This window comes from Phreatobacter sp. (assembly GCF_030691135.1).
In the GTDB taxonomy this organism is placed as follows: Bacteria; Pseudomonadota; Alphaproteobacteria; order Rhizobiales; family Phreatobacteraceae; genus Phreatobacter.
In genome coordinates, this window is record NZ_JAUYFA010000005.1 from 1 (window position 1) to 18,151 (window position 18,151).

At 67.5% G+C, this 18,151-nt stretch carries 14 protein-coding genes; 4 read left to right on the forward strand and 10 right to left on the reverse strand.

Annotated elements, in window-relative coordinates:
- Nucleotides 1-42: 42 nt before the first annotated feature.
- The 5 genes from Q8O26_RS00520 to Q8O26_RS00540 all read right to left on the reverse strand — a co-directional run bounded on the left by Q8O26_RS00520 (nt 43) and on the right by Q8O26_RS00540 (nt 4,797).
- Nucleotides 43-543, reverse strand: coding sequence for a twin-arginine translocation pathway signal (locus Q8O26_RS00520; RefSeq protein WP_371134407.1), 501 nt, complete (start codon nt 541-543; stop codon nt 43-45).
- A gap of 318 nt (nt 544-861) precedes the next feature.
- A complete protein-coding gene (locus tag Q8O26_RS00525; protein WP_305572418.1) occupies nt 862-1,824 on the reverse strand; it encodes a tripartite tricarboxylate transporter substrate binding protein in 963 nt (320 codons plus the stop codon).
- 77 nt (nt 1,825-1,901) lie between these two features.
- The gene (locus Q8O26_RS00530) at nt 1,902-2,951 is read right to left on the reverse strand and encodes an Ldh family oxidoreductase (RefSeq protein ID WP_305572420.1); all 1,050 of its coding nucleotides are present in this window, start codon (nt 2,949-2,951) and stop codon (nt 1,902-1,904) included.
- Between the two features lies 1 nt (nt 2,952).
- A complete protein-coding gene (locus Q8O26_RS00535; protein WP_305572422.1) occupies nt 2,953-3,834 on the reverse strand; it encodes an alpha/beta hydrolase in 882 nt (293 codons plus the stop codon).
- A 60-nt stretch (nt 3,835-3,894) separates the two neighbouring features.
- Nucleotides 3,895-4,797, reverse strand: a complete 903-nt coding sequence (locus Q8O26_RS00540; protein ID WP_305572424.1) for a VOC family protein — start codon at nt 4,795-4,797, stop codon at nt 3,895-3,897.
- Nucleotides 4,798-5,099: 302 nt separating this feature from the next.
- Here Q8O26_RS00540 and Q8O26_RS00545 point away from each other — a divergent pair, with 302 nt between their 5' ends.
- Nucleotides 5,100-5,837: a GntR family transcriptional regulator gene (locus Q8O26_RS00545; RefSeq protein ID WP_305572426.1), complete on the forward strand. Its 738-nt coding sequence runs from the start codon at nt 5,100-5,102 to the stop codon at nt 5,835-5,837.
- 169 nt (nt 5,838-6,006) lie between these two features.
- On the opposite strand, the gene Q8O26_RS00550 is transcribed toward Q8O26_RS00545, so the two are convergent.
- Nucleotides 6,007-7,611 carry a PEP/pyruvate-binding domain-containing protein gene (locus tag Q8O26_RS00550; RefSeq protein WP_305572428.1) on the reverse strand — a complete coding sequence of 535 codons (1,605 nt, stop codon included), beginning with the start codon at nt 7,609-7,611 and terminating at the stop codon, nt 6,007-6,009.
- Entirely contained in the window at nt 7,601-9,580 is a 1,980-nt protein-coding gene (locus tag Q8O26_RS00555) for a DUF47 family protein (RefSeq protein ID WP_305572430.1), read from the reverse strand. Before Q8O26_RS00555 ends, Q8O26_RS00550 begins: the two co-directional genes overlap by 11 nt.
- 303 nt (nt 9,581-9,883) lie before the next feature.
- Between Q8O26_RS00555 and Q8O26_RS00560 the strand changes: the two genes are divergently transcribed.
- On the forward strand, nt 9,884-10,141 hold the full coding sequence (locus tag Q8O26_RS00560; RefSeq protein ID WP_305572432.1) for a response regulator: 258 nt from the start codon (nt 9,884-9,886) through the stop codon (nt 10,139-10,141).
- 422 nt (nt 10,142-10,563) lie between these two features.
- On the opposite strand, the gene Q8O26_RS00565 is transcribed toward Q8O26_RS00560, so the two are convergent.
- The 3 genes from Q8O26_RS00565 to Q8O26_RS00575 form a co-directional block, all read right to left on the reverse strand.
- Complete coding sequence (locus Q8O26_RS00565; RefSeq protein WP_305572434.1) at nt 10,564-11,121, reverse strand: GNAT family N-acetyltransferase; 558 nt, start codon at nt 11,119-11,121, stop codon at nt 10,564-10,566.
- 12 nt (nt 11,122-11,133) lie between these two features.
- On the reverse strand, nt 11,134-13,491 hold the full coding sequence (locus Q8O26_RS00570) for an Orn/Lys/Arg decarboxylase N-terminal domain-containing protein (RefSeq protein ID WP_305572435.1): 2,358 nt from the start codon (nt 13,489-13,491) through the stop codon (nt 11,134-11,136).
- Nucleotides 13,492-13,714: 223 nt separating this feature from the next.
- Nucleotides 13,715-15,697: a methyl-accepting chemotaxis protein gene (locus tag Q8O26_RS00575; RefSeq protein WP_305572437.1), complete on the reverse strand. Its 1,983-nt coding sequence runs from the start codon at nt 15,695-15,697 to the stop codon at nt 13,715-13,717.
- A gap of 314 nt (nt 15,698-16,011) precedes the next feature.
- Here Q8O26_RS00575 and Q8O26_RS00580 point away from each other — a divergent pair, with 314 nt between their 5' ends.
- Nucleotides 16,012-16,989 (forward strand): tripartite tricarboxylate transporter substrate-binding protein, encoded by a 978-nt coding sequence (locus Q8O26_RS00580; protein ID WP_305572439.1) that lies wholly within the window; start codon nt 16,012-16,014, stop codon nt 16,987-16,989.
- A gap of 284 nt (nt 16,990-17,273) precedes the next feature.
- Nucleotides 17,274-18,113 carry a sugar phosphate isomerase/epimerase gene (locus tag Q8O26_RS00585; protein ID WP_305572441.1) on the forward strand — a complete coding sequence of 280 codons (840 nt, stop codon included), beginning with the start codon at nt 17,274-17,276 and terminating at the stop codon, nt 18,111-18,113.
- The last annotated feature ends 38 nt before the right edge of the window (nt 18,114-18,151 follow it).

Below are 18,151 nucleotides of genomic sequence, written 5' to 3' on the forward strand. Positions count from 1 at the left end.
TGGCAGCCCAGATCAGAACGGCACGGATGGACGGCACAAGGCTCAGACCGGCTGCAGCACGAAATCGACGCTCAGGCTGGTGTCCCGCGCGCTGGCCATGACGGGACGCAGGAAGACGGTCCTGAAGCCGGCGCCCCCATAGGCGAGATGGCCGTGAGGCTGGCCGAAAATCGGAACGATCTGCGGCATCTCCAGGCGGAAGCTGCCGTCAGCGCCGGTCAGGGTCGCACCATGGCTGTGCGGATCGGACTCGCGCCCCTCGGTCGTGTGGGCCCAGATCTGGATACGGATACCGGGCAAAGGGGCGCCGTCGCCTGCGCGGCGCACGCTGCCCCTCATCCAGAAACCGCCACCGCCGATGCGGCTGACCACCGGCGCTCCGGGCATGTAATTGTTGGCGCCGCCGCGCATCGTCGGCGTCGGCGCCAGGCTCTGTGCCCTGGCCGGGACCAGAAGGCCCGACGGATGGGTCAGCAAGGCCGCGCTGGCGATGGCCGTGCTGGTGGCGAGGAAGCGGCGGCGAGTTGATCGGTTTTTCGTCAACGCAGTCTCTCCTGTCGTCGGTTCCGGAGGATGCGTGGCTGCAGGCGCCTGTATAGGTCGGCGCCCGTACCCATCAGCCATCCTGTCTTGCTGAACCATAAGGAGGGCCGGACAGTGGTTGACAAGTCGATCGCGCGGATTTGACCGGAAACGCGTCGGGGGGCGCGGGCGGCTCGAATGCCCGGGAAGGCCCCGGACACCGATAAAGGTCGACCCTGCCATCGCCAGACGTGCCTTTACACCTTTCGGCCCGGGCCGAAAGGTGTACCGAGGGCAAAGGGGCTCGCCTGCGATCGCGAGCCGGTCAGTCCGGAACGGCTACTGGGCCTGCATGCCCGCCTTGGCGGCAACGTCCTTCCACAAGGCGATCTGGGCCGCGACCTTGCGCGTCATCTCCTCGGGAGTGCTGGCGCTCGGGTAGCCGCCGAGGCTGGCGAGCCGGGCGCGAACCTCAGGCGATTCGACGGCCTGCCGGATCGCCGTGTTGAGCCTGTCGACGACGGGGCGCGGCACATTGTTCGGGGCGGCGAAACCGATCCAGGCCATCATCTCCAGGCCCGGCGAGACGCTTTCGGAGAGGGTGGGCACGGTGGGCGTGGCCGGCCAGCGCTGCGGTCCGGTGACGGCGAGCGCCCGCAGCTTTCCCCCCTCGATGGAGGACAGGACGGCGGCGCCGGGGGCGATGATGAAGTCGACCGTGTTGCCGAGAACCCCGGTGATCGAACCGGCGTCGCCCCGATAGGGCACATGGACGAACTTGACGTCGAGGGCGCTCGACATCAGTTCCAGCCCCATGTGGTGGCCCGTTCCGACACCGGCCGTCCCCGCGGTCAGGACACCCGGTTTGGCCCGCGCCTCGCTGACGAGTTCCTGGATCGTCTTGAAGCGGGACGCCTCGTTGACGACGATGAAGAAGGGAAAGTCGGTGACCATCGACAGGAACTGGAAATCGCTCATCGGATCGAAGTTCAGCGTCTTGATCAGCGCCGGCGAAATGGCGTGAGCCGTCGTCAGCAGGACGATCGTGTAGCCGTCCGCCTCCGACCGGGCCGTCGCCTGGGATGCGATGTTGCCGCCGGCGCCGGGGCGCGCCTCGACGACGAGGGTCTGGCCCAGCGTCTTGCGCATCTCCTCGGCCATGATGCGGGCGACGATGTCGGCGTTGCCGCCGGCGGCGAAGCCATGAAGGATGCGGATCGGCCGGTTGGGGAAGTCATTGGCCGCAGCGGGGGTCGCCAGAGCGACGAGGCCCATCAGAAGGGCGGCGAGATGTCTGCGCATCGTTTCCTCCAGGTCAGTTTTTGTCTTTCAGGACCCCGGGGCGGAGGATGATCCGCCCCGGGGCTGGTCGGGATTTTTCAGGCCAGTTGATCAGGCACTTGGACGCCGAGCTTCGCGGCGAGGGCGGCGAGACGTGAGGCCGTACCGTCGGCGACGGGAATGCCGTCGGCAAGCCGGCGCAGGCGCTCGCCATCGCCGCGCTCGCCCGGCAACAGCACTGAGGCTCCGGTCGCAGGCTCCAGGGCCTTGATGGCGGCGGCAAGATCGCTCACGCCTGTTGGAAACTGGTCGGCCGCGCCGAAGGCGGACGGGTCGAGCGCCACGACGATGCCGTTGCCGCCGGGCTCGATCCCGTCGCGAAGGGCCAGGGTGATCAGCGGGTTGCCCACCAGCACGCTCGCCAGGATCTCGATCATCAGGGACAGGCCCGTGCCCTTCGGCCCGGCCATCGGCAAAACCGCCTTGACCTCTGCCGGATCGGTCGTCTCCCGGCCCTCCGCATCGACCGCCCAGCCGAGCGGGATGGCGCGGCCAGCATCCTTCGCAGCGGTGATCTTGCCGGCGGCGACGGCCGCCGTCGACATGTCGAAGATCATCGGGCGGGCGGGGTCGGCCGTCGGCACCGCAATGGCCAGGGGATTGGTCGATACGCCCTCGGACCGGGCACCATGATAGATCATCAACGGCTTCGATGCCGTCATCACCATGGCGGCGAAACCCGCCGCGGCGATCTTCTCGGCATAGACGCCGATCGCGCCGGCATGGGTGATCCGCTTGACGACGCACCAGCCGACGCCGTGATCGCGGGCCTGGGCGATGGCCCTGTCGCTGGCGGCGTTCATCGCCACGGCACCCGGCGCCCGGTCTGCGTCGAGGACGCAGACAGCGCCGCGGCCGGCGACCTGGCGGACGGACGCCGTGGGATTGATCAGCCCCAGCGCGACCATCTCGACGTAGCGGGGGATCCGCAGGACACCGTGGGACTCGACGCCGCGCAGATTGGCCCAGACCAGCATCTCCGCCGTCTGGACGGCATGGTCAGGTGCAAAGCCGCCAGCCTCGAGGAGCGCGCCGGCATAACGCTCCAACGTCGATGCCGCGATGCGCTTTGCCGCGGGCTTTGCCATTTCAGACTCCCAGAGGGCTCGGGATAAACTTGTCGAGCCAGCCCTTCAGAATGGTCTTGGTGCGCGGCGCATCCTGGGGCGACAGGGGAAAATGCGAGGTGCCCGTCACGATGAGGAGTTCCGCCGGCTGCCCCGCCTTCTCGTACATCCGAAGCGACTGCTCGGTCGGCGTGATGGTGTCGTTGGCGGTATGGAAGAACAGGATCGGGCGGGGGGAGATATCGCCGACCACGTCGTCGGCCCGGAAATTGTACATGCTCCAGGCCGTCTCGACCGGGATCTCCATGATCGCCTTGGGCGATAGGTTCTTGCGCAGATGTTCAGGGATGGGCACCGCGTCGAAGCGCGAGATCCACATGCTCTCGCCGGTCTCCTGCTTGTGGCGGCGGCCCTTCTCGAGAAGGCCGGTGAACTTCGCCCAGGCCTCGGGTGTCGGATGCTGGCCGCGGAACTTGCGCTCACCGTCGCCCCAACCGCAGGACGAGATCACGCAGGCAAAACGGCTGTCGATGCCGGCGGCATAGACGGCGACCGCCGCGCCGAAGCTGTGACCGAGGACGCCGATGCGGTCGGGATCGACCTCCTCGCGGGCCTGCAGGAAGGTCAGCGCGTTCTTGGCGTCGGCGACCTGATCGAAGCAGCGGACCTGCGCCCGTTCGCCTTCGCTCTCGCCGCAGCAGCGGAAGTCGAAGCGCAGCGCCACATAGCCCATCTCTTCCAGCATGCGCGCCTGGATCTCGGCATGGGACTCGTCCTTGGAGCCGACGAAGCCGTGCAGGACGATGAAGGCCGGCAACTTCTGGCCGGGTTTACGTCCTTCGGGGACGTGCAGGACGGCGGAGAGCTTCAAGCCATCCGACTGGAACGACAGTCTTTCTTCCATGGGGCGGTCCTCGGGCAGTGCTTGGTTGTTGGCGCGGACGGTGGCGGCGGACTTTCGCCGTCAGCCGAGCTGCGCAAAGGGGAAGTTGAACTCGCGCCATTCGAGTGGCGCCGGCGTGCCCCACACGTTCATCGCGCGCACGTTCCCCGGGCGCTCCAGATTGGTGATGACATTCGCCGTGAAGTTGGCGTCATCGGCGATGATCGACATGCCGCTGGAACACTCGATCATCGCGCCGGCGGGGTCGACGTAATAGGAATATACGTTGTCGCCCGGACGATGGCGACCGGGGCCCCACAGCATCTGCTTGTCGAAGCGGTCCAGCGTGTCGCCGAGCCGGATGAACTGGCTGGCGTCAAGGAATTCGAAGGAAATGTGGTGCACGCCCACCTTGCCCTTCACCAGGCCGAGGATGTGGTGCTGGCGGTTGCCGCCATACATCCAGCTCAGGCTGTCGTTGACCAGCATCTCCGACAGCCGCAGCCCGCCGATGATCTCGAGGTGCCGGCGCGTTGCCACGGGATCGGGGGTCAGGAGATTGATGTGGTCCATCCGGTTGGCGCTGACGCCATAGGTCGGATGGCGGCGCGCCGACAGGTCATCGCGGATCGGGGTGTGGATCTCGAAGCGCAGACCCTCCGGCGTGACGAAGGTGAACCCGGCCGCGAAGCAGGACAGGCTCGGCTCGCGGCTGACGACGGTGCAGCCGGCCGAAGCGACATTGGCTTCGGCGGCGCGGACCGCATCGACCGTCAGGGCCTCGAGCCCGATCGTATGGGCGGAATTCTCGGCGGCGTGGACCAGCACGAGCTCGGCGGCGCGGCCGTTCGAACTCAGCCATGTCTGCCCGTCGCCCCTGTAGGTGACCTTCAGACCGAGGATCTCGGTCGCCTCGCGGACGACGGCGTCGACCACGTTGGTGTTGATCTTCATATGGCCGATGGCGTGCACCAGGTGCGTCATCCGTGCGCCCTCCCGCTGGGTCTATTTGCGATTTTGGTAGCGCAGTCCGAAGCCGGGATCAATGCATTTTCGACTGATAGTCACATTTTCGAAAATCCTTAGAATCGCTCTGTCAGGGCCTGCTTCGGTCACCGTTCCGCCCGCACGCTAACGCCGCGCAGACACCCACATGCACGCGCATTTTCGATATTCCTCGGGATTTGCGCTAAGCTCGCGAAGCTGCGATACAGGGCGCGGTCGCCGCATGCCGCATCGCCTCCGCGATGCCGTGCAGCCCGCCGCTTGGCCCACGGAGCCGTTCGATGGCCGCGAAGTCAGAACCCAGGGGAGCCGAGGAGACACGGGCGGGAGACGTTCTCCACCGTATGCGCCTCGACATCATCAGTTGCGCTCTGAAGCCTGGAACGCGAATGCGTTTCGAGACGCTGAAGGAGCTTTACGCGGTCAGTTTCTCGACCTTGCGGGAAGCCCTGCAGCGCCTCGTCGCCGAAGGCCTGGTCGTCAGCGAGGGGCAGCGCGGCTTCATGGTCGCGCCCCTCTACCTCTCCGATCTCCAGGACCTCACAAACGTCCGTGTGCTCGTCGACCAGGAATGCATCGCACGGTCCATCCTTCATGGGGATGACGATTGGGAAGCGCAGATCATCGCCGCCTTCCACCGCATGGATCGCCTCAAGGCGCGGTTGAACGATCTCTATTTCATGTCGGACGAGTGGGCGGTTCTGCATGGTGATTTTCATCGCTCGCTGGTCAGTGCCTGCCAATCTCCGACGCTGCTCGATTTTCGAGACAAGCTGTTCCAGCGCGCCCATCGCTACCGCCGCATGTCCTGCCAGTTCCGGACGAAGTGGCGGCCGAAGGACGTCGAGCACCGCACATTGATGGAGACGGTCATTGCGCGCGACGCGCCCGCCGCCAAGAACCTGATCGAGCGCCACATTCGCGAAACGACGGAAAACGTCATCCAGAATGCCGGCCAGTTCCTCAGCACGGAACCCACCGCGTTCCCCGGCATCATCAAGAGCATGGCCGCCGAGTAGCGGTGGAGGCGGCGGATACCTGCGCTTGTCCGAAGTCGGTGCCCCCGAGTCTCGGCCTTCCGACGAATACCGGCGCTCACCGTCGCAACTGCTCGACGATGGCGGCATCACGACGGGCTGCGCGCCTCGGGACGATCGGTATCTCGATCCCGCGAGGATCGGCGGCACTTCAGCCGGCGTCCGTCTCGTTCCGCAGGGCCTGGAGTCGCTCCCAAAGACCAGCCGGCGGCACGCGTTCGATGGCCAGCCGGCCGCGATAGATCCGGCCGTCGTTGCCGTCGATCGTCAGCTCCGCGCCTTCCGGAAATGACCAGCCGGCGATCGCGATGGAGCGCGCCGGCTCGTCGATGCTGAGGGCCCCGCAGCCGACGAGGCAGACCTTGCCCAGTTGGCGCGCGACGACGGCGGCGTGGGACGTGCGCGACCCGTTCTGCGTCAGCAGGCCGGCGGCATGATCGAGCGCCGCGATATCGCTGGTCTCCGCGTCCCGGCGCACCAGGATGACGGCCTCGCCTCCCTGCGCCAGGCGAAGCGAGGCCGCCTCGTCGAGCGCGATCCTGCCACTGACCGCGCCGGCCGACGCCGACGCCGCGGTCGCGATGGGAGTGGCGGCCTCCGCCCCCCCGCCGAGCCGCGTGACGGCGAGCCCCTCGGGCGTCAGGTCGCCCGTGCGCCGGAGCGCCGTCTGCCGGTCGATCAGCCCCTCCTCCGCCATGTCGAGCGCGATCCGCGCCGCCGCCTGGGGCGTTCGCTTTCCGTTGCGCGTCTGGAGCAGGAACAGGCGCCCGTCCTGCACGGTGAACTCGAAATCCTGCATGTCGCGAAACGCGATCTCCAGTGCCCGCGTCGCGGCGACGAGGTCGTTCCAGACGCCGGGGGCCACGGCGCCGAGGATCTCGCCGGATCCCGCATTGCGCCGGCCGCTGACCACGTCCTCGCCCTGCGCGTTGAACAGGAAGTCCACCCAGGGGGCCGGCGTTCCGTCGGTCGGATCACGGGTGAAGCCAACGCCGGCGCCCGACAGCCCGCCGGCATTGCCGAAGACCATCTGCTGCACCGTGACTGCGGTTCCGAGCGTATCCGGAAGGCCGCGCATGGTCCGGTACGATGAGGCCCTGGCGCTGGACCAGGACCCGAAGACGGCGGCGATCGCCCGGTCGAGCTGCTCGTAGGGATCCTGCGGGAATGGCGCCCCCGCTTCCCGGCGATAGGTCGCGAGATGACGGCGGGCGAGCTCGCGCAGGGCGAGGTGGTCGAGATCCCGGTCGGCCTGGTCGCCGGCGACGGCGGCGAGATCGGCCTCGAAGGCGGCTGCATCGACACCCGCCACCACCTCCCCGAAGGCCGCAACCAGTCGTCGATAGGCATCCCAGGCCAGCCGCGGGTTGCCGCTGGTGCGGATGATGCCGGCCAGGGTGTGGTCCGACAGTCCGATGTTGAGCAGCGTCTCCATCATGCCCGGCATGGACACAGGGGCCCCGGACCGGACGGAGAGGAGCAGCGGCTTGCGAGGGTCGTTGAAGGCGAGACCCGTGGCGCTCTCCAGCCAAGCCAGATGATCGTGCCAGACCGCGACGGTCGCTTCCGCCGGTACGGCGCAGAACCCGGTGCCGATGACGAAGGCTGGCGGAACGTTCAATCCGAGCTCGGCCATCCGCGCGAGGTTGAAGGCCTTGAAGCCGACGACATCGGCCCCGACGTCCCGTTCGAGGGCCCCATGGCGGGCGATGCGGTGAACCGAACGCGCCGCGTCGCTGCGGAGATCAGCGCTCATGCGCGGCACCCATGGCGATCGGATCGATGCTCGTGAAGACCACGTCGCGCATCAGGTAGCCGGCGCGAAGCAGGGCATCCGACGCGCCCTCGAGGGCGGCCGCGAAATCCGTTACGAGGCTCACCAGATTGGGCTTCCCGCCGTCACGGGCCAGTTGCCGTCTCACGTCGCGGGCGAGGTCGTCGCAGGCCTGCTCGGCCGAGACGACCCGCCAACAGGCCGCGAGGAACGCGTCCTGGTCTTCGACCCGCGCGGTGTCGGAACCGGCGCTGGACAACGAGTCGGCAATGGCGAGGCTGCGGACGTGGTCCTGCGCAGCCTCGAGCACTTTGCCGGCGAGGGCGCCGAGCCGCCCCGTCAGGTCATCCGACCAGTCGCCGGACTGGCTTTCGGCGATCACCGACAGCAGAAACGCCGCCTCCTCCAGATGATCGGCACAGTCGTCGCTGACCGAAGCGAGCTCGAAAAAGGGGCGCAGCCGCGCCGAGGCCGACGCCGCCTCGCGCAGGCCGACCACGATGTCGTCCGCCAGACGTTCCCATCGCTTGGCACGATCGGCGAGTTTGCGCGCCGCCCCCGGGTGCTTCTGGGTGCCGTGGGCCAGGGCGTCGCGCAGCCCTTCGGAGAGCGCATGGCAGAGGGCGGCATGCTCGGCCACCCGTGAGAAGGCGTCGCGGTGGTGAGACAGATGGCGCATCAGCAGCAGGCGCACCTGGTCGGCGACCTGTTGCGGCCGGCGCCGCGCCAGGGCGGCTTCGTGGGCGAGGCCGAAACAATCCAGCAGGAAGAGCCGCGCCCACTCCTCGCCCAGTACATCGTCCAGCCTCTCGCCCATACGGAACTGCTGCCCGCCCGCCGCCTCCATCGCGGCGAAGACCAGCCGGTCCCCGCCCATGGCGAGCCAGCCCATGTGACCCAGCGGCCGCCGTGCCGCTTCGTTCAGCGTCGCCAACGCCACCCGCCGCCGGACCAGGCGTTCCAGCTGCTTGCGGGCGCGGTTCCAGTCGATGAGGAAGACGATGCGGGAGCCGAGATCGGCCAGTCGCCCCACGAGGGCCTCGCGGTCGACGCAGGCGATGCACGCGACCCCGACGACGTAGCTGGCCCCTTGATTGAGGCCTTCGCTCGTCCGCGCGCCGACGCCCGACCACTCGGCGCCCATGTCGGCGAGAAGTTGCTGGAAGAAGGTGAAGCGACGCCGGCGCAGGTCCGAATAGACAAGCGAGATGGTGGTGTCCGCAATCTCGATCACGAGGACATGGGCGTCGTTCGTGCCAATATCGTTCTGAATCAGCAAGCGGTCGCCGTCCCGCGTCGCCGCGGTGTCGAGACCGGGATGGTCGAGCTTCAGGCCCTTCGTCCTGTCGAGCCCCGCCATGAAGGCGGCGATCAGCGGCCGGTCGTCGGGCCCGATATCCCAGACATGGGCCCCCTCGACCGTCTCGGCGGCCTGCGCCGCGGCGAGGCGGTTGAGGGCCTTGTGCAGGTCCATCACGAGGATATGGAGCGTGTCCTCGCCATGGCGGTCGCCGCCGGCGAGATGCTCCACGTCCGCAGCCGTCAGGGTCTCTCCGCGCACGGTGGCGAGACGCTCGCGCCAGCTCTCCATGCGCTTCAGCAGGGCCATGGCGCCGGGCGAGCCCTCGCCGGCCAGCGGACGCGCCATGACGGCGATGTCGGCGGCGAGAAGCTGGCTGATCCGCTCGAGGGACGGGATATGAATCCGGCTGTCGCCAGCCCAGCTCTTGTCCACCGCCTCGAGCAGCCAGGGCGCGTTCATGTGGGCCGCCGCGTATTCGGCCTCGAGGCCTATGCGAGGGCCTTCCGGGCGCAACGCCCGGGCCGCGGCGGCCTGCACGGCCGTTAGGGCGAATTTCAACCTGTCGTTGGCGGCGAGTGCCGATTTCAACAGGGCGGGACCGAGCAGCTTCGCCTTGCCTAGCGCCGCGACCGCATCCGCCTTTTCCATGGACCGAGCCCTCCAGCCGGGCGCCGTGACGGCACCCTCGCCAGCGGCGCTAGGCGGTCCGTGTGACAATCGGATGATGAACCGCCCGCTTCGGCGCTCCGGCCCGCCGGAACTCCGTTCTGCTTGATCTGGCTCAAATTCACCGACTTTGCCGCCGCCTTGGGGGGCTCCTCGCCGGCGTGGCGGCATAGATTGCCACTTAGCTCGTCTAAGCTGGTGAAGCAGCCTCGGGAGTATCCCATGGACCAGACGCAGCCCCCTTCGGCGCCGCTGTTTTAAATATACAGCGAAAGCGCTCTCCCCATGAACTCACCTATACCAATCTTGATCGTCGAGGATGAGACGATTTTGTTGATCGATCTCCAGACGGGCCTCGAAGATGGCGGCTATTCGGTTCTGACCGCGCAGACCGCCGAGGAGGCACTGTCCGTTCTCTCATCCGAACTGGAGAAAATCAGGGCGCTCGTCACAGACATCAATCTCGGTGCGTCCGGCGTCAGTGGGTGGGACATCGCGCAACGGGCCCGCGCGGGAAAACCCGAACTGCCAGTCGTCAAATGACCGGAGCCAGCGCGGACGAATAGGCATCGCGCGGCGTCCCCCAGAGCATTCCGCTAGCGAAGCCACGCGATGGCGCAGATCACCGCCGCCTTATCGAAGCTTCTCAACAAGAGCCCCGACCCGCCCGCACAGACATGACGCGCCGCGGCAGGGCCGCGTCTCCGCCCTCGCGCTCCGCGCCGGTGCGCCGGAGGACCTGGCGCGCTGGGCAGCGGGTGCGGGAGCGATGCAGATCGTCACGCCAGGGCCGCTCCATGACTGGCTGCGACGCGCGGTCCCTGCCCTCGCCGCGCGCGACATAACCGTCTGCGAGTGGCGGCGCGACTGGGACACGGAGATCTGGCCCACGCGACGGCGGGGTTCTTCAAGGTCAAGCAGAAGATCCCCGAAGCCCTGTCGGTGCTCGGTGTCGGCGGGCCCGCCTAGCGCGATAGCGGCAGCGGCGGCGGAGGTGTGGTCGTGCCGGGTCCGAGCGAGCGCTGCACCATGACGCTGTCTGCCCAGCGCCCATAACGATAGGCGACGCCGGGGAGATGGGCGACGCGGACGAAGCCGAAGGAATCGTGCAAGCCGAGCGAGGCGGCATTGTCGGCATCGACATAGCCGATCATCTGCCGGAAGCCGGCAGCGGCGCATGCATCGATCATGTCCTTCAGCAGCGCCCTCCCGACGCCCCGACCGAGGTGGTCGTGGTGGACGTAGATCGAGTGCTTGACGGTGTAGCGATAGGCCGGCCGCTTGCGGAACAGCACGACATAGGCATAGCCGACGACGCGGCCCTCGATGGTCGCGGCGAGATGCGGATAGCGCCGGGTGCGGAAGTTCTTGCGCCGCTCGCGGAGATCGTCGGGCTCCGGCGTTTCCGCGTCGTCGACGCCTTCCTCGACGCCGCGGCGGATGTGATGCCGGTATATCGCCAGCATGTCCTCGACGTCGGAGTCACGTGACGGTCTGACGGTGATCGGGAAGAGTTCGGCCATGGTGATCCCTCCCTATTCCGACGCGACATAGGTGTGGAGGCGGATGCGCCCGGCTTCGTCGATCTCGCGATAGACGCCCTGGATCTCGACCTCGAAGCCCGGGAAGGTGTTGAAACAGGCCTCGAACATCTTGAGATAGTCGATCATCGGCTGCGCCTTTTCGGTCAGCCGCTCGCCCGGTACCACGGTCGCGATGCCCGGAGGATAGACCACGAAGGGCGTCGTCGCGACGCGTCCGGCGATCTGGTCAATCGGCAGGTAGTCGACATCGTTGCGCACCAGACACCGCGCGGCATCGTGCGGCGACATCGCCATGTCGGGCAGGTGCTCGATCGAGAACTGCCGCGCCTGCAGGGCGCTCACGTCCGCCTCGCGGAAGAAGCGATGCATGTCGGCGCACAGGTCGCGCAGGCGCACGCCCGCATAGCGCTGCGGCCGGCGGCGGAAAAATTCCGGGATCGCCTCCTCGATGGTGACGTTGTCGTCGTGCAGCCTCTTGAAGGCGACGAGCCCGCTGACGAGCGTGCCGGCCTTGCTCGCCTCGACACCGGGGGTCAGCAGGAAGAGCAGCGAGTTGAGGTCGTTCTTTTCCGGCACGATGCGGTTCTCGCGCAGGAACTGGGCGACGATCGGCGCGGGAATCCCGTGATCGGCATAGGCGCCCGTGGCGCGGTCGAAGCCGGGAGTCAGGAGCGTCAGCTTGTTGGGATCAGTCATGGCGAAGCCGGGCGCCATGTCGGGAAAGCCGTGCCAACCGGCCCCCGGCGCCAGTTCCCAGAAGGACGGATCGGCAACGAGCTGATCGGTGCTGACCGATTCCCAGGCAACATCGTGGGACGCACCCGGGCGGGCCGCGTCCGGAATCGTCACCCGGTCCGGCACGAAGGGCTCGAAGAACCAGCGGCGCTCCGGGCGCTGTTCCTTTTCCTCGAACTCGCGCCTGACGGCCCGGATCTTCTTGCGCAGCTCGATGCCGAGCCGGATCGTGTCGTCCCAGAGGACCACGCCGGAGCGACCCTTCATCATCTGCGCGCCGACGTCGAGCGAGGCGAACAGCGGGTAGAAGGGCGAGGTCGAGGCGTGCTGCATGAAGCTCTCGTTGAAACGACGATGCTCGACGCGCCGCTTCTGGCCCTTGATGTGGCGATCCTTCATGTGGATCTGCGAGGCCTGCGAAAAACTGGCGAGCTGCTTGTGGGTCGACTGGGTGGCGATGATACCCGGCGCATCCGGCCCGAGCTCGCCGAGGCCCATGGCGAAGCGGCCCGCATAGAGGGGGTGGAACTTCATGAAGCCCGCCCAGGCCTCGTCGAACAGGATGTAGTCGCAAAGGTGGCCGATGCGCTCAAGGATGATCTCGGCGTTGTGGATCGTGCCGTCATAGGTGCATTGCTCGATGACGGCGACGCGGAACGGCCGCGGCTTCTTCCACGCCTCGGGATCCTTGACCAGCGGATGGGTGCGGATGCGTTCGCGCAGCGCGTCCTCGTCGAAGGCGTCATGGCGCATCGGGCCGATCAGTCCCCAGGCATTGCGCACCGTCGGGATGTAGACGGGGAGGCCACCCGCCATCATCAGGGCGCCATGGTGGGCGGCCTTGTGGTTGTTGCGATCGAAGAGGACGAGGTCGCCGTCTGTCACCAGCGCCCCGAGGGCGATCTTGTTGGACGAAGAGGTGCCGTTCAGCACGAAATAGGTCTTCTCGGCGCCGAAGATCTTGGCCGCTTCCTTCTGCGCATGCAGGGCGGGGCCCTCATGGGTCAGGAGGTCGCCGAGATCGAGGACGGAATTGTCGAGATCGTCGCGAAACACCGCCTCGCCCAGATGCTCCATGAACACCCGGCCGATCGGGCTACGGCTGTAGAAGACGCCGCCGTTGTGACCCGGGCAGGTCCAGAGCTGGTTGCCCTCCTCGGCATAGTCGACGAGCTGGCCGAAGAAGGGCGTCTTCAGCGTCTCGGCATATTGCTTCAGCCGGCTGATCAGGTTCTTGGCGATGAAGGCCGGCGTCTCCTCGGACAGGAAGACGTATCCGTCGATGAAGTCCAGAACCTCCACCGGCAGGTCCTCGAAACGCTTGCGGCGGATCAGCAGGATGATCGGGAAGTCGAGGCCGCGCCTCCGCATGAGGTTGATCAGCGCGGAGGTGCGACCCTCCAGGCCCTTCTTGCCCCAGTCGACCACCATGCAGCCGATGGCGGCGTCGGTCTGGACCGCGATTTCCGCATCTTCCAGCTTCGGCGCCCTGACCACCTCGAAACCGGACTTTTCGATCTGGTCGACGATCTGGTGGAAGCGCTGGCCCTCCAGATCCTCCTCGTCGAAGGCGGGCGTGGCGAAGAGGAAGTTGAAGCGCTTGAAATAGTCCATCAGGGTCCTGCTCCGGTTCGGCCGATCTGTCGAAGCCTTTCATGACAACAGGGTGACGCAGACCGGCGACACGCGATACCACGGTCATGCGCCCTTGTCCGGGGACTGGAGTACGGGGGCTTCAAACGCGGGCGTTTTCGGCGCACCAGGCGGCTCGTCGCCCCGCCGAGCGCCGCGAGCGTCATGCTGAACCGCCGAAGCGGCCGCGGTCGCCCTCGCGATGTCAGGCCACTTTCGCGATGAACGAATCAACCGTGCCCTGCACGGCGCTGAGCGTCTGCCTGACCCGGTCGACATTGCCGACGACCGCCTTCGACGTTTGTCCCGATTCTCCGACGATCGCGCGCAGTTCTTCGGTGGCCGCGACGCTCCGGGCGGAACTCTCTGCCGCCAGAGTGACGCTGACGTTGATCTCCCCCGTGCCGGCGATCTGCTGTTCGATCGCGCCGGCCATCGACACGGTCCCGTCGCGGACCACTTCGATCACCCGACCGATCTCCGACATGGCGTTCACGGTCGCGGCGGTGGAGCCCTGGATGGTGTTGATCTGGTCGCGGATGATCTCGGTCGCGCGCGCGGTCTGCCCGGCGAGCGCCTTCACCTCGGCTGCGACGACGGCAAAGCCGCGGCCTGCCTCGCCGGCGCGGGCCGCCTCGATCGTGGCGTTGAGAGCGAGGAGATTGGTCTGCGAAGCCAGGCCCTCGATCAACTCGACCGCGCCGCCGATGGCGCGCGCCGAGGCTTCGAGTTCGTTGACCTGGCGACCGGCCCTCTCGGCCTTCTCCGCGACATCGGAAACGATCGTGCGCGACTGGGTCACCTCGGCCGAGACGCGCCTGATCGCGTGCGACAGTTCTCCGGACGAGCGTGCCACCGACCGCACCTGATCGGCGGCGGAGCCGGCGCCCTCGAGCGCGGAAGCAGCCTGGCTGTTCGCCCGACGCGCGTCCTCGGCGAGGGTGGTCCCCATCACGCCGAACTCGCTCATGCATGTGTCGACTTCCGACAGCGCGGCAATGACACCGGTCCGAAAACGCTCGATCTCCCGTTCGAGGTCGCGCTGGCGCTCGGCCTTGCGCTCCGCATCGGCCGAGGCCTCGGCGACCGCCTGCTGGCGTTCGATCAGGACACTGCGGAATTGCTCCACCGACCGTGCGACGGCGCCGATCTCGTCGCGCCTCTCGGCGCCGTCGATCCGTGTGTCGGCCCGACCACTGGCGATCTCGGCCATGGCATGGCTGAGCCCGGCCACCGGACGTGTCAGAAGCCGGTTGATGCCGAAGGCCGAGCCGGCCAGGACGATGAGGAAGAGCAGAACGGCAGACAAGGTGACCTGCAGGTCGGAATTGACCCGCGTCACCAGCGCATCCGCCAGGGTGCGGAGGGTCGCGACATTCTCCGTGCTCATGGTGCCGAGGATCGTTTCGATCCGCTGTTCCGTATCCTGGAAACGTCGGTTCGCCGCACTGCTCCGCTCGATGGCCCCGTGCAACTGCATCACCAGCTGCGCCGTCCGGAAGCGTCCGCTTTCCGCTGCACGGGAGATCTGCCGGTGATTGGCGACATTCGCCTGGCGGAGAACCCGCGACGCGCCATCGAGGAGGGTGCTGAGCCGATTGATCGCCGCGCGTGCTGGTTCGACGTCTTCCAGCCGCAAGCTGAAGACCAGCCGGGCGAAGGCCTCGCTGATGGCGCCCTCGGCCGCCTCGATCTGCTGCGCCAGGTCCTTGCCGGACCCATCCTCGATCCCCTGAAGCACCATGCGGATCGAACCGATCGTCGCGCCGAAGCCGACCAGCGTGCTGGGCGCGAGGAATTTCACGTCGTCGATGCGCGTGCGGGCGAGGATCGAATCGCGCAACGGCTCCTCGAGCGCGGCGATGGTCGTCTGGATTTCGCTCGCCTGCGCCGCCGACACATGGGTCCCCAAGGCCGCCATGGCGGGACGAACCGGCGCGAGGATGGACTGGACCACCGCGGGCAGGCGGCTCTCGTTGTCTTCCGAGGTGGCCCTGCCGATGATCAGAGCCTTGCGGACAGCGACGTCCAGGTTTTGCATGGGAGCGATGCGCCCGCCGGTTTCCAGGAGATGGCGCGAATCCCGCCCCATCGACAACCCGGTCAGCACGAACCAGGCCGAGATGGCCAGCATGATGAGCGCCAGCGGCAAGCCGAAAAACGCCGCAAATTTGGTCCGCAGTGTCACGTGGCCGCCCCTTGCATTCCCCAACGGAACCTAGGCCCGCCTGGTAAATGCCGTGCTAACGGCCGCGCATCGCGCGGCGGCCTCCCGGAGGTCGGAAAGCGGCGGCTGTTCCGGCCGCGGCACGGCGCCCCCACCGGCAGCCGGCGCCGCCAAACGGTACCGTGATCGACCCACTCCAACCTGTCACGGCAGGGGGAACGAAGCGCGACGCTTAGTCACCCACTGGTTACATACTTGATTGACGCTGGCTGAGCCTCTGGCTATCGTCCGTTGCAAGAGATGCGCTGGACGCATCCGGCATTGGGAGGAAGAACGTGATCACCAAAAGGCTGGCGCTCGCCGCCCTTCTCGCAAGTGTCGCGGCGGCCCCGGCAGCCGCCCAGACCTATCCCTCGCGCCCCGTCATCATGGTGGTGCCCTTCGCCCCCGGCGGCCCGACCGATATCGTGGCGCGGCTCGTCGCGGAGCGCATGTCGCAGACGCTCGGCCAGCAGGTCGTGGTGGAAAACGTCGCAGGCGCCGCCGGCACGACCGGCGCCGCCCGCGTGGCCCGGGCCGACCCCGACGGCCACACCATCCTCATGGGGCCGATGAGCACCATGAGCTTCTCGCCGGCGCTCTATCCCAACCTCGCCTTCAATCCGCTGACCGATTTCGAACCCGTCGGCATCGCCGCCTCAGCCCCCATGATGCTGGTCGCGGCCAAGAAGCTGCCGGTGACGACGCTCGCCGAGTTTTCCGCCCACCTGAAGGCCAATGCGACCACCGTCAACAATGGCAATGCCGGGGTGGGGTCGACCTCGCATCTTGCCTGCACATTGCTCAACCAGCGCCTCGGCGTCACACCGACCCTCGTGCCCTATCGCGGCACAGGACCGGCTATCCAGGACCTCGTCGCTGGCAATGTTGGCTATATCTGCGATCAGGTGACGAGCCTGATGAGCCAGGTCCAGGGCGGCACGATCACGCCGCTGGCCATGCTTGCGCCGACCCGATCGCCGGTCCTTCCCAACGTCCCGACAGCGACCGAGGCCGGCATGGCCGGTATCGACATGGTCGCCTGGAACGCTGTCTTCGCGCCGAAGGGAACGCCTGCTCCGGTGATTGCGGCGCTCAACGCCGCCCTCCGCAAGGCCATCGATGACCCGACTGCCAAGGCGCGTTTCCTCCAGCTCGGGGCCGAGGCTCCCGCGGAGGCGCAGCGCACGCCCGAGGCCCTGCGTGCCGTCCATGCCGCCGATGTGAAGAAGTGGGGCGACGTCATCCGTGCGGCGGATATCCGCATCCAGTGAGACGGGGCTACACCATCGCCCTGCATCAGCGGCGGGTGTCCTTCGGATCGCTTTCCCTCGCACCCCAGGAAGGGGGAGGATGGCGATCCGCCCGCGGCACCGCGTGCGACCAAAAGGGTGTCGCGCGCAGCAGGAGGCGGGATGCACACCACCTCCATCGTCATCATCAGGAGCGAGCGCCTAGCTAAAGTGCGAACGCGTTCGCGTTCCTAGAGGCTTTGGCGAGCCTCGACGGACGCACGGCCCTGATGCCGGGCATCCATGCCGCCGGAGTTCCGCCCCTCATGCGTCTATCCCTCTGCAACGAAGTGCTCCGGCCCTTTGATCTCGTCCGCCAATGCGCCTTTGCGAAGGCTGTCGGCTATGACGGGCTGGAGATCGCGCCCTTCACTCTGTCGGAAGCCCCCCATCGGCTGGCGGCCGGCGAGGTGAACGCGATGCGCCGGACGGTGGAGGACCACGGCCTCGCCGTCACCAGCCTGCACTGGCTGCTGGTGACGCCGGAGGGCCTTTCGATCACCAGCCCCGAGGCTGCCGTGCGCAACCGGACCCGCGACGTCATCCTCGGCCTCCTCGATCTCGCGGCGGGGCTCGGCGCCCTTGTCATGGTCCACGGCTCGCCGGCCCAGCGCCGCCCGACGGCGGACCAGTCCCAGGACGATGCCTGGGCGCGGGCGCGCGATCTCCTCGCCGACATCGCGCCGGCGGCGGAAGCGCGCGGACTGACCTATTGCCTCGAGCCGCTCGCCCCTCCGGACAATGTCTTCATCCAGACCGTCGCCGAGGCCGCCCGCATGGTCGCGGCCATCGGCCATCCCGCCCTGCGCACCATGATCGACACCTCGGCGGCCTCCGCACACGAGGCGGAGCCGGTCGCCGATCTCATCCGCCGCTGGGTGCCGACCGGACTGATCGGCCATGTGCAGCTCAACGATGCCAATCGCCGCGGTCCGGGCGACGGCGAAGACCGTTTCGCCGGCGTGCTCAGGACGCTGCGGGACACCGGCTATGGCGGCGACATCGCCATCGAGCCCTTCATCTACGAGCCCGATGGACCCGCCTGCGCAGCGCGGGCGGCAGGCTATGTCCGCGGCCTGCTGGAGGCCCTGGACGCTGCGCTATGACGGGGCTGGCGCGGCGTGCCAGTGTCGGACTTCAGGCG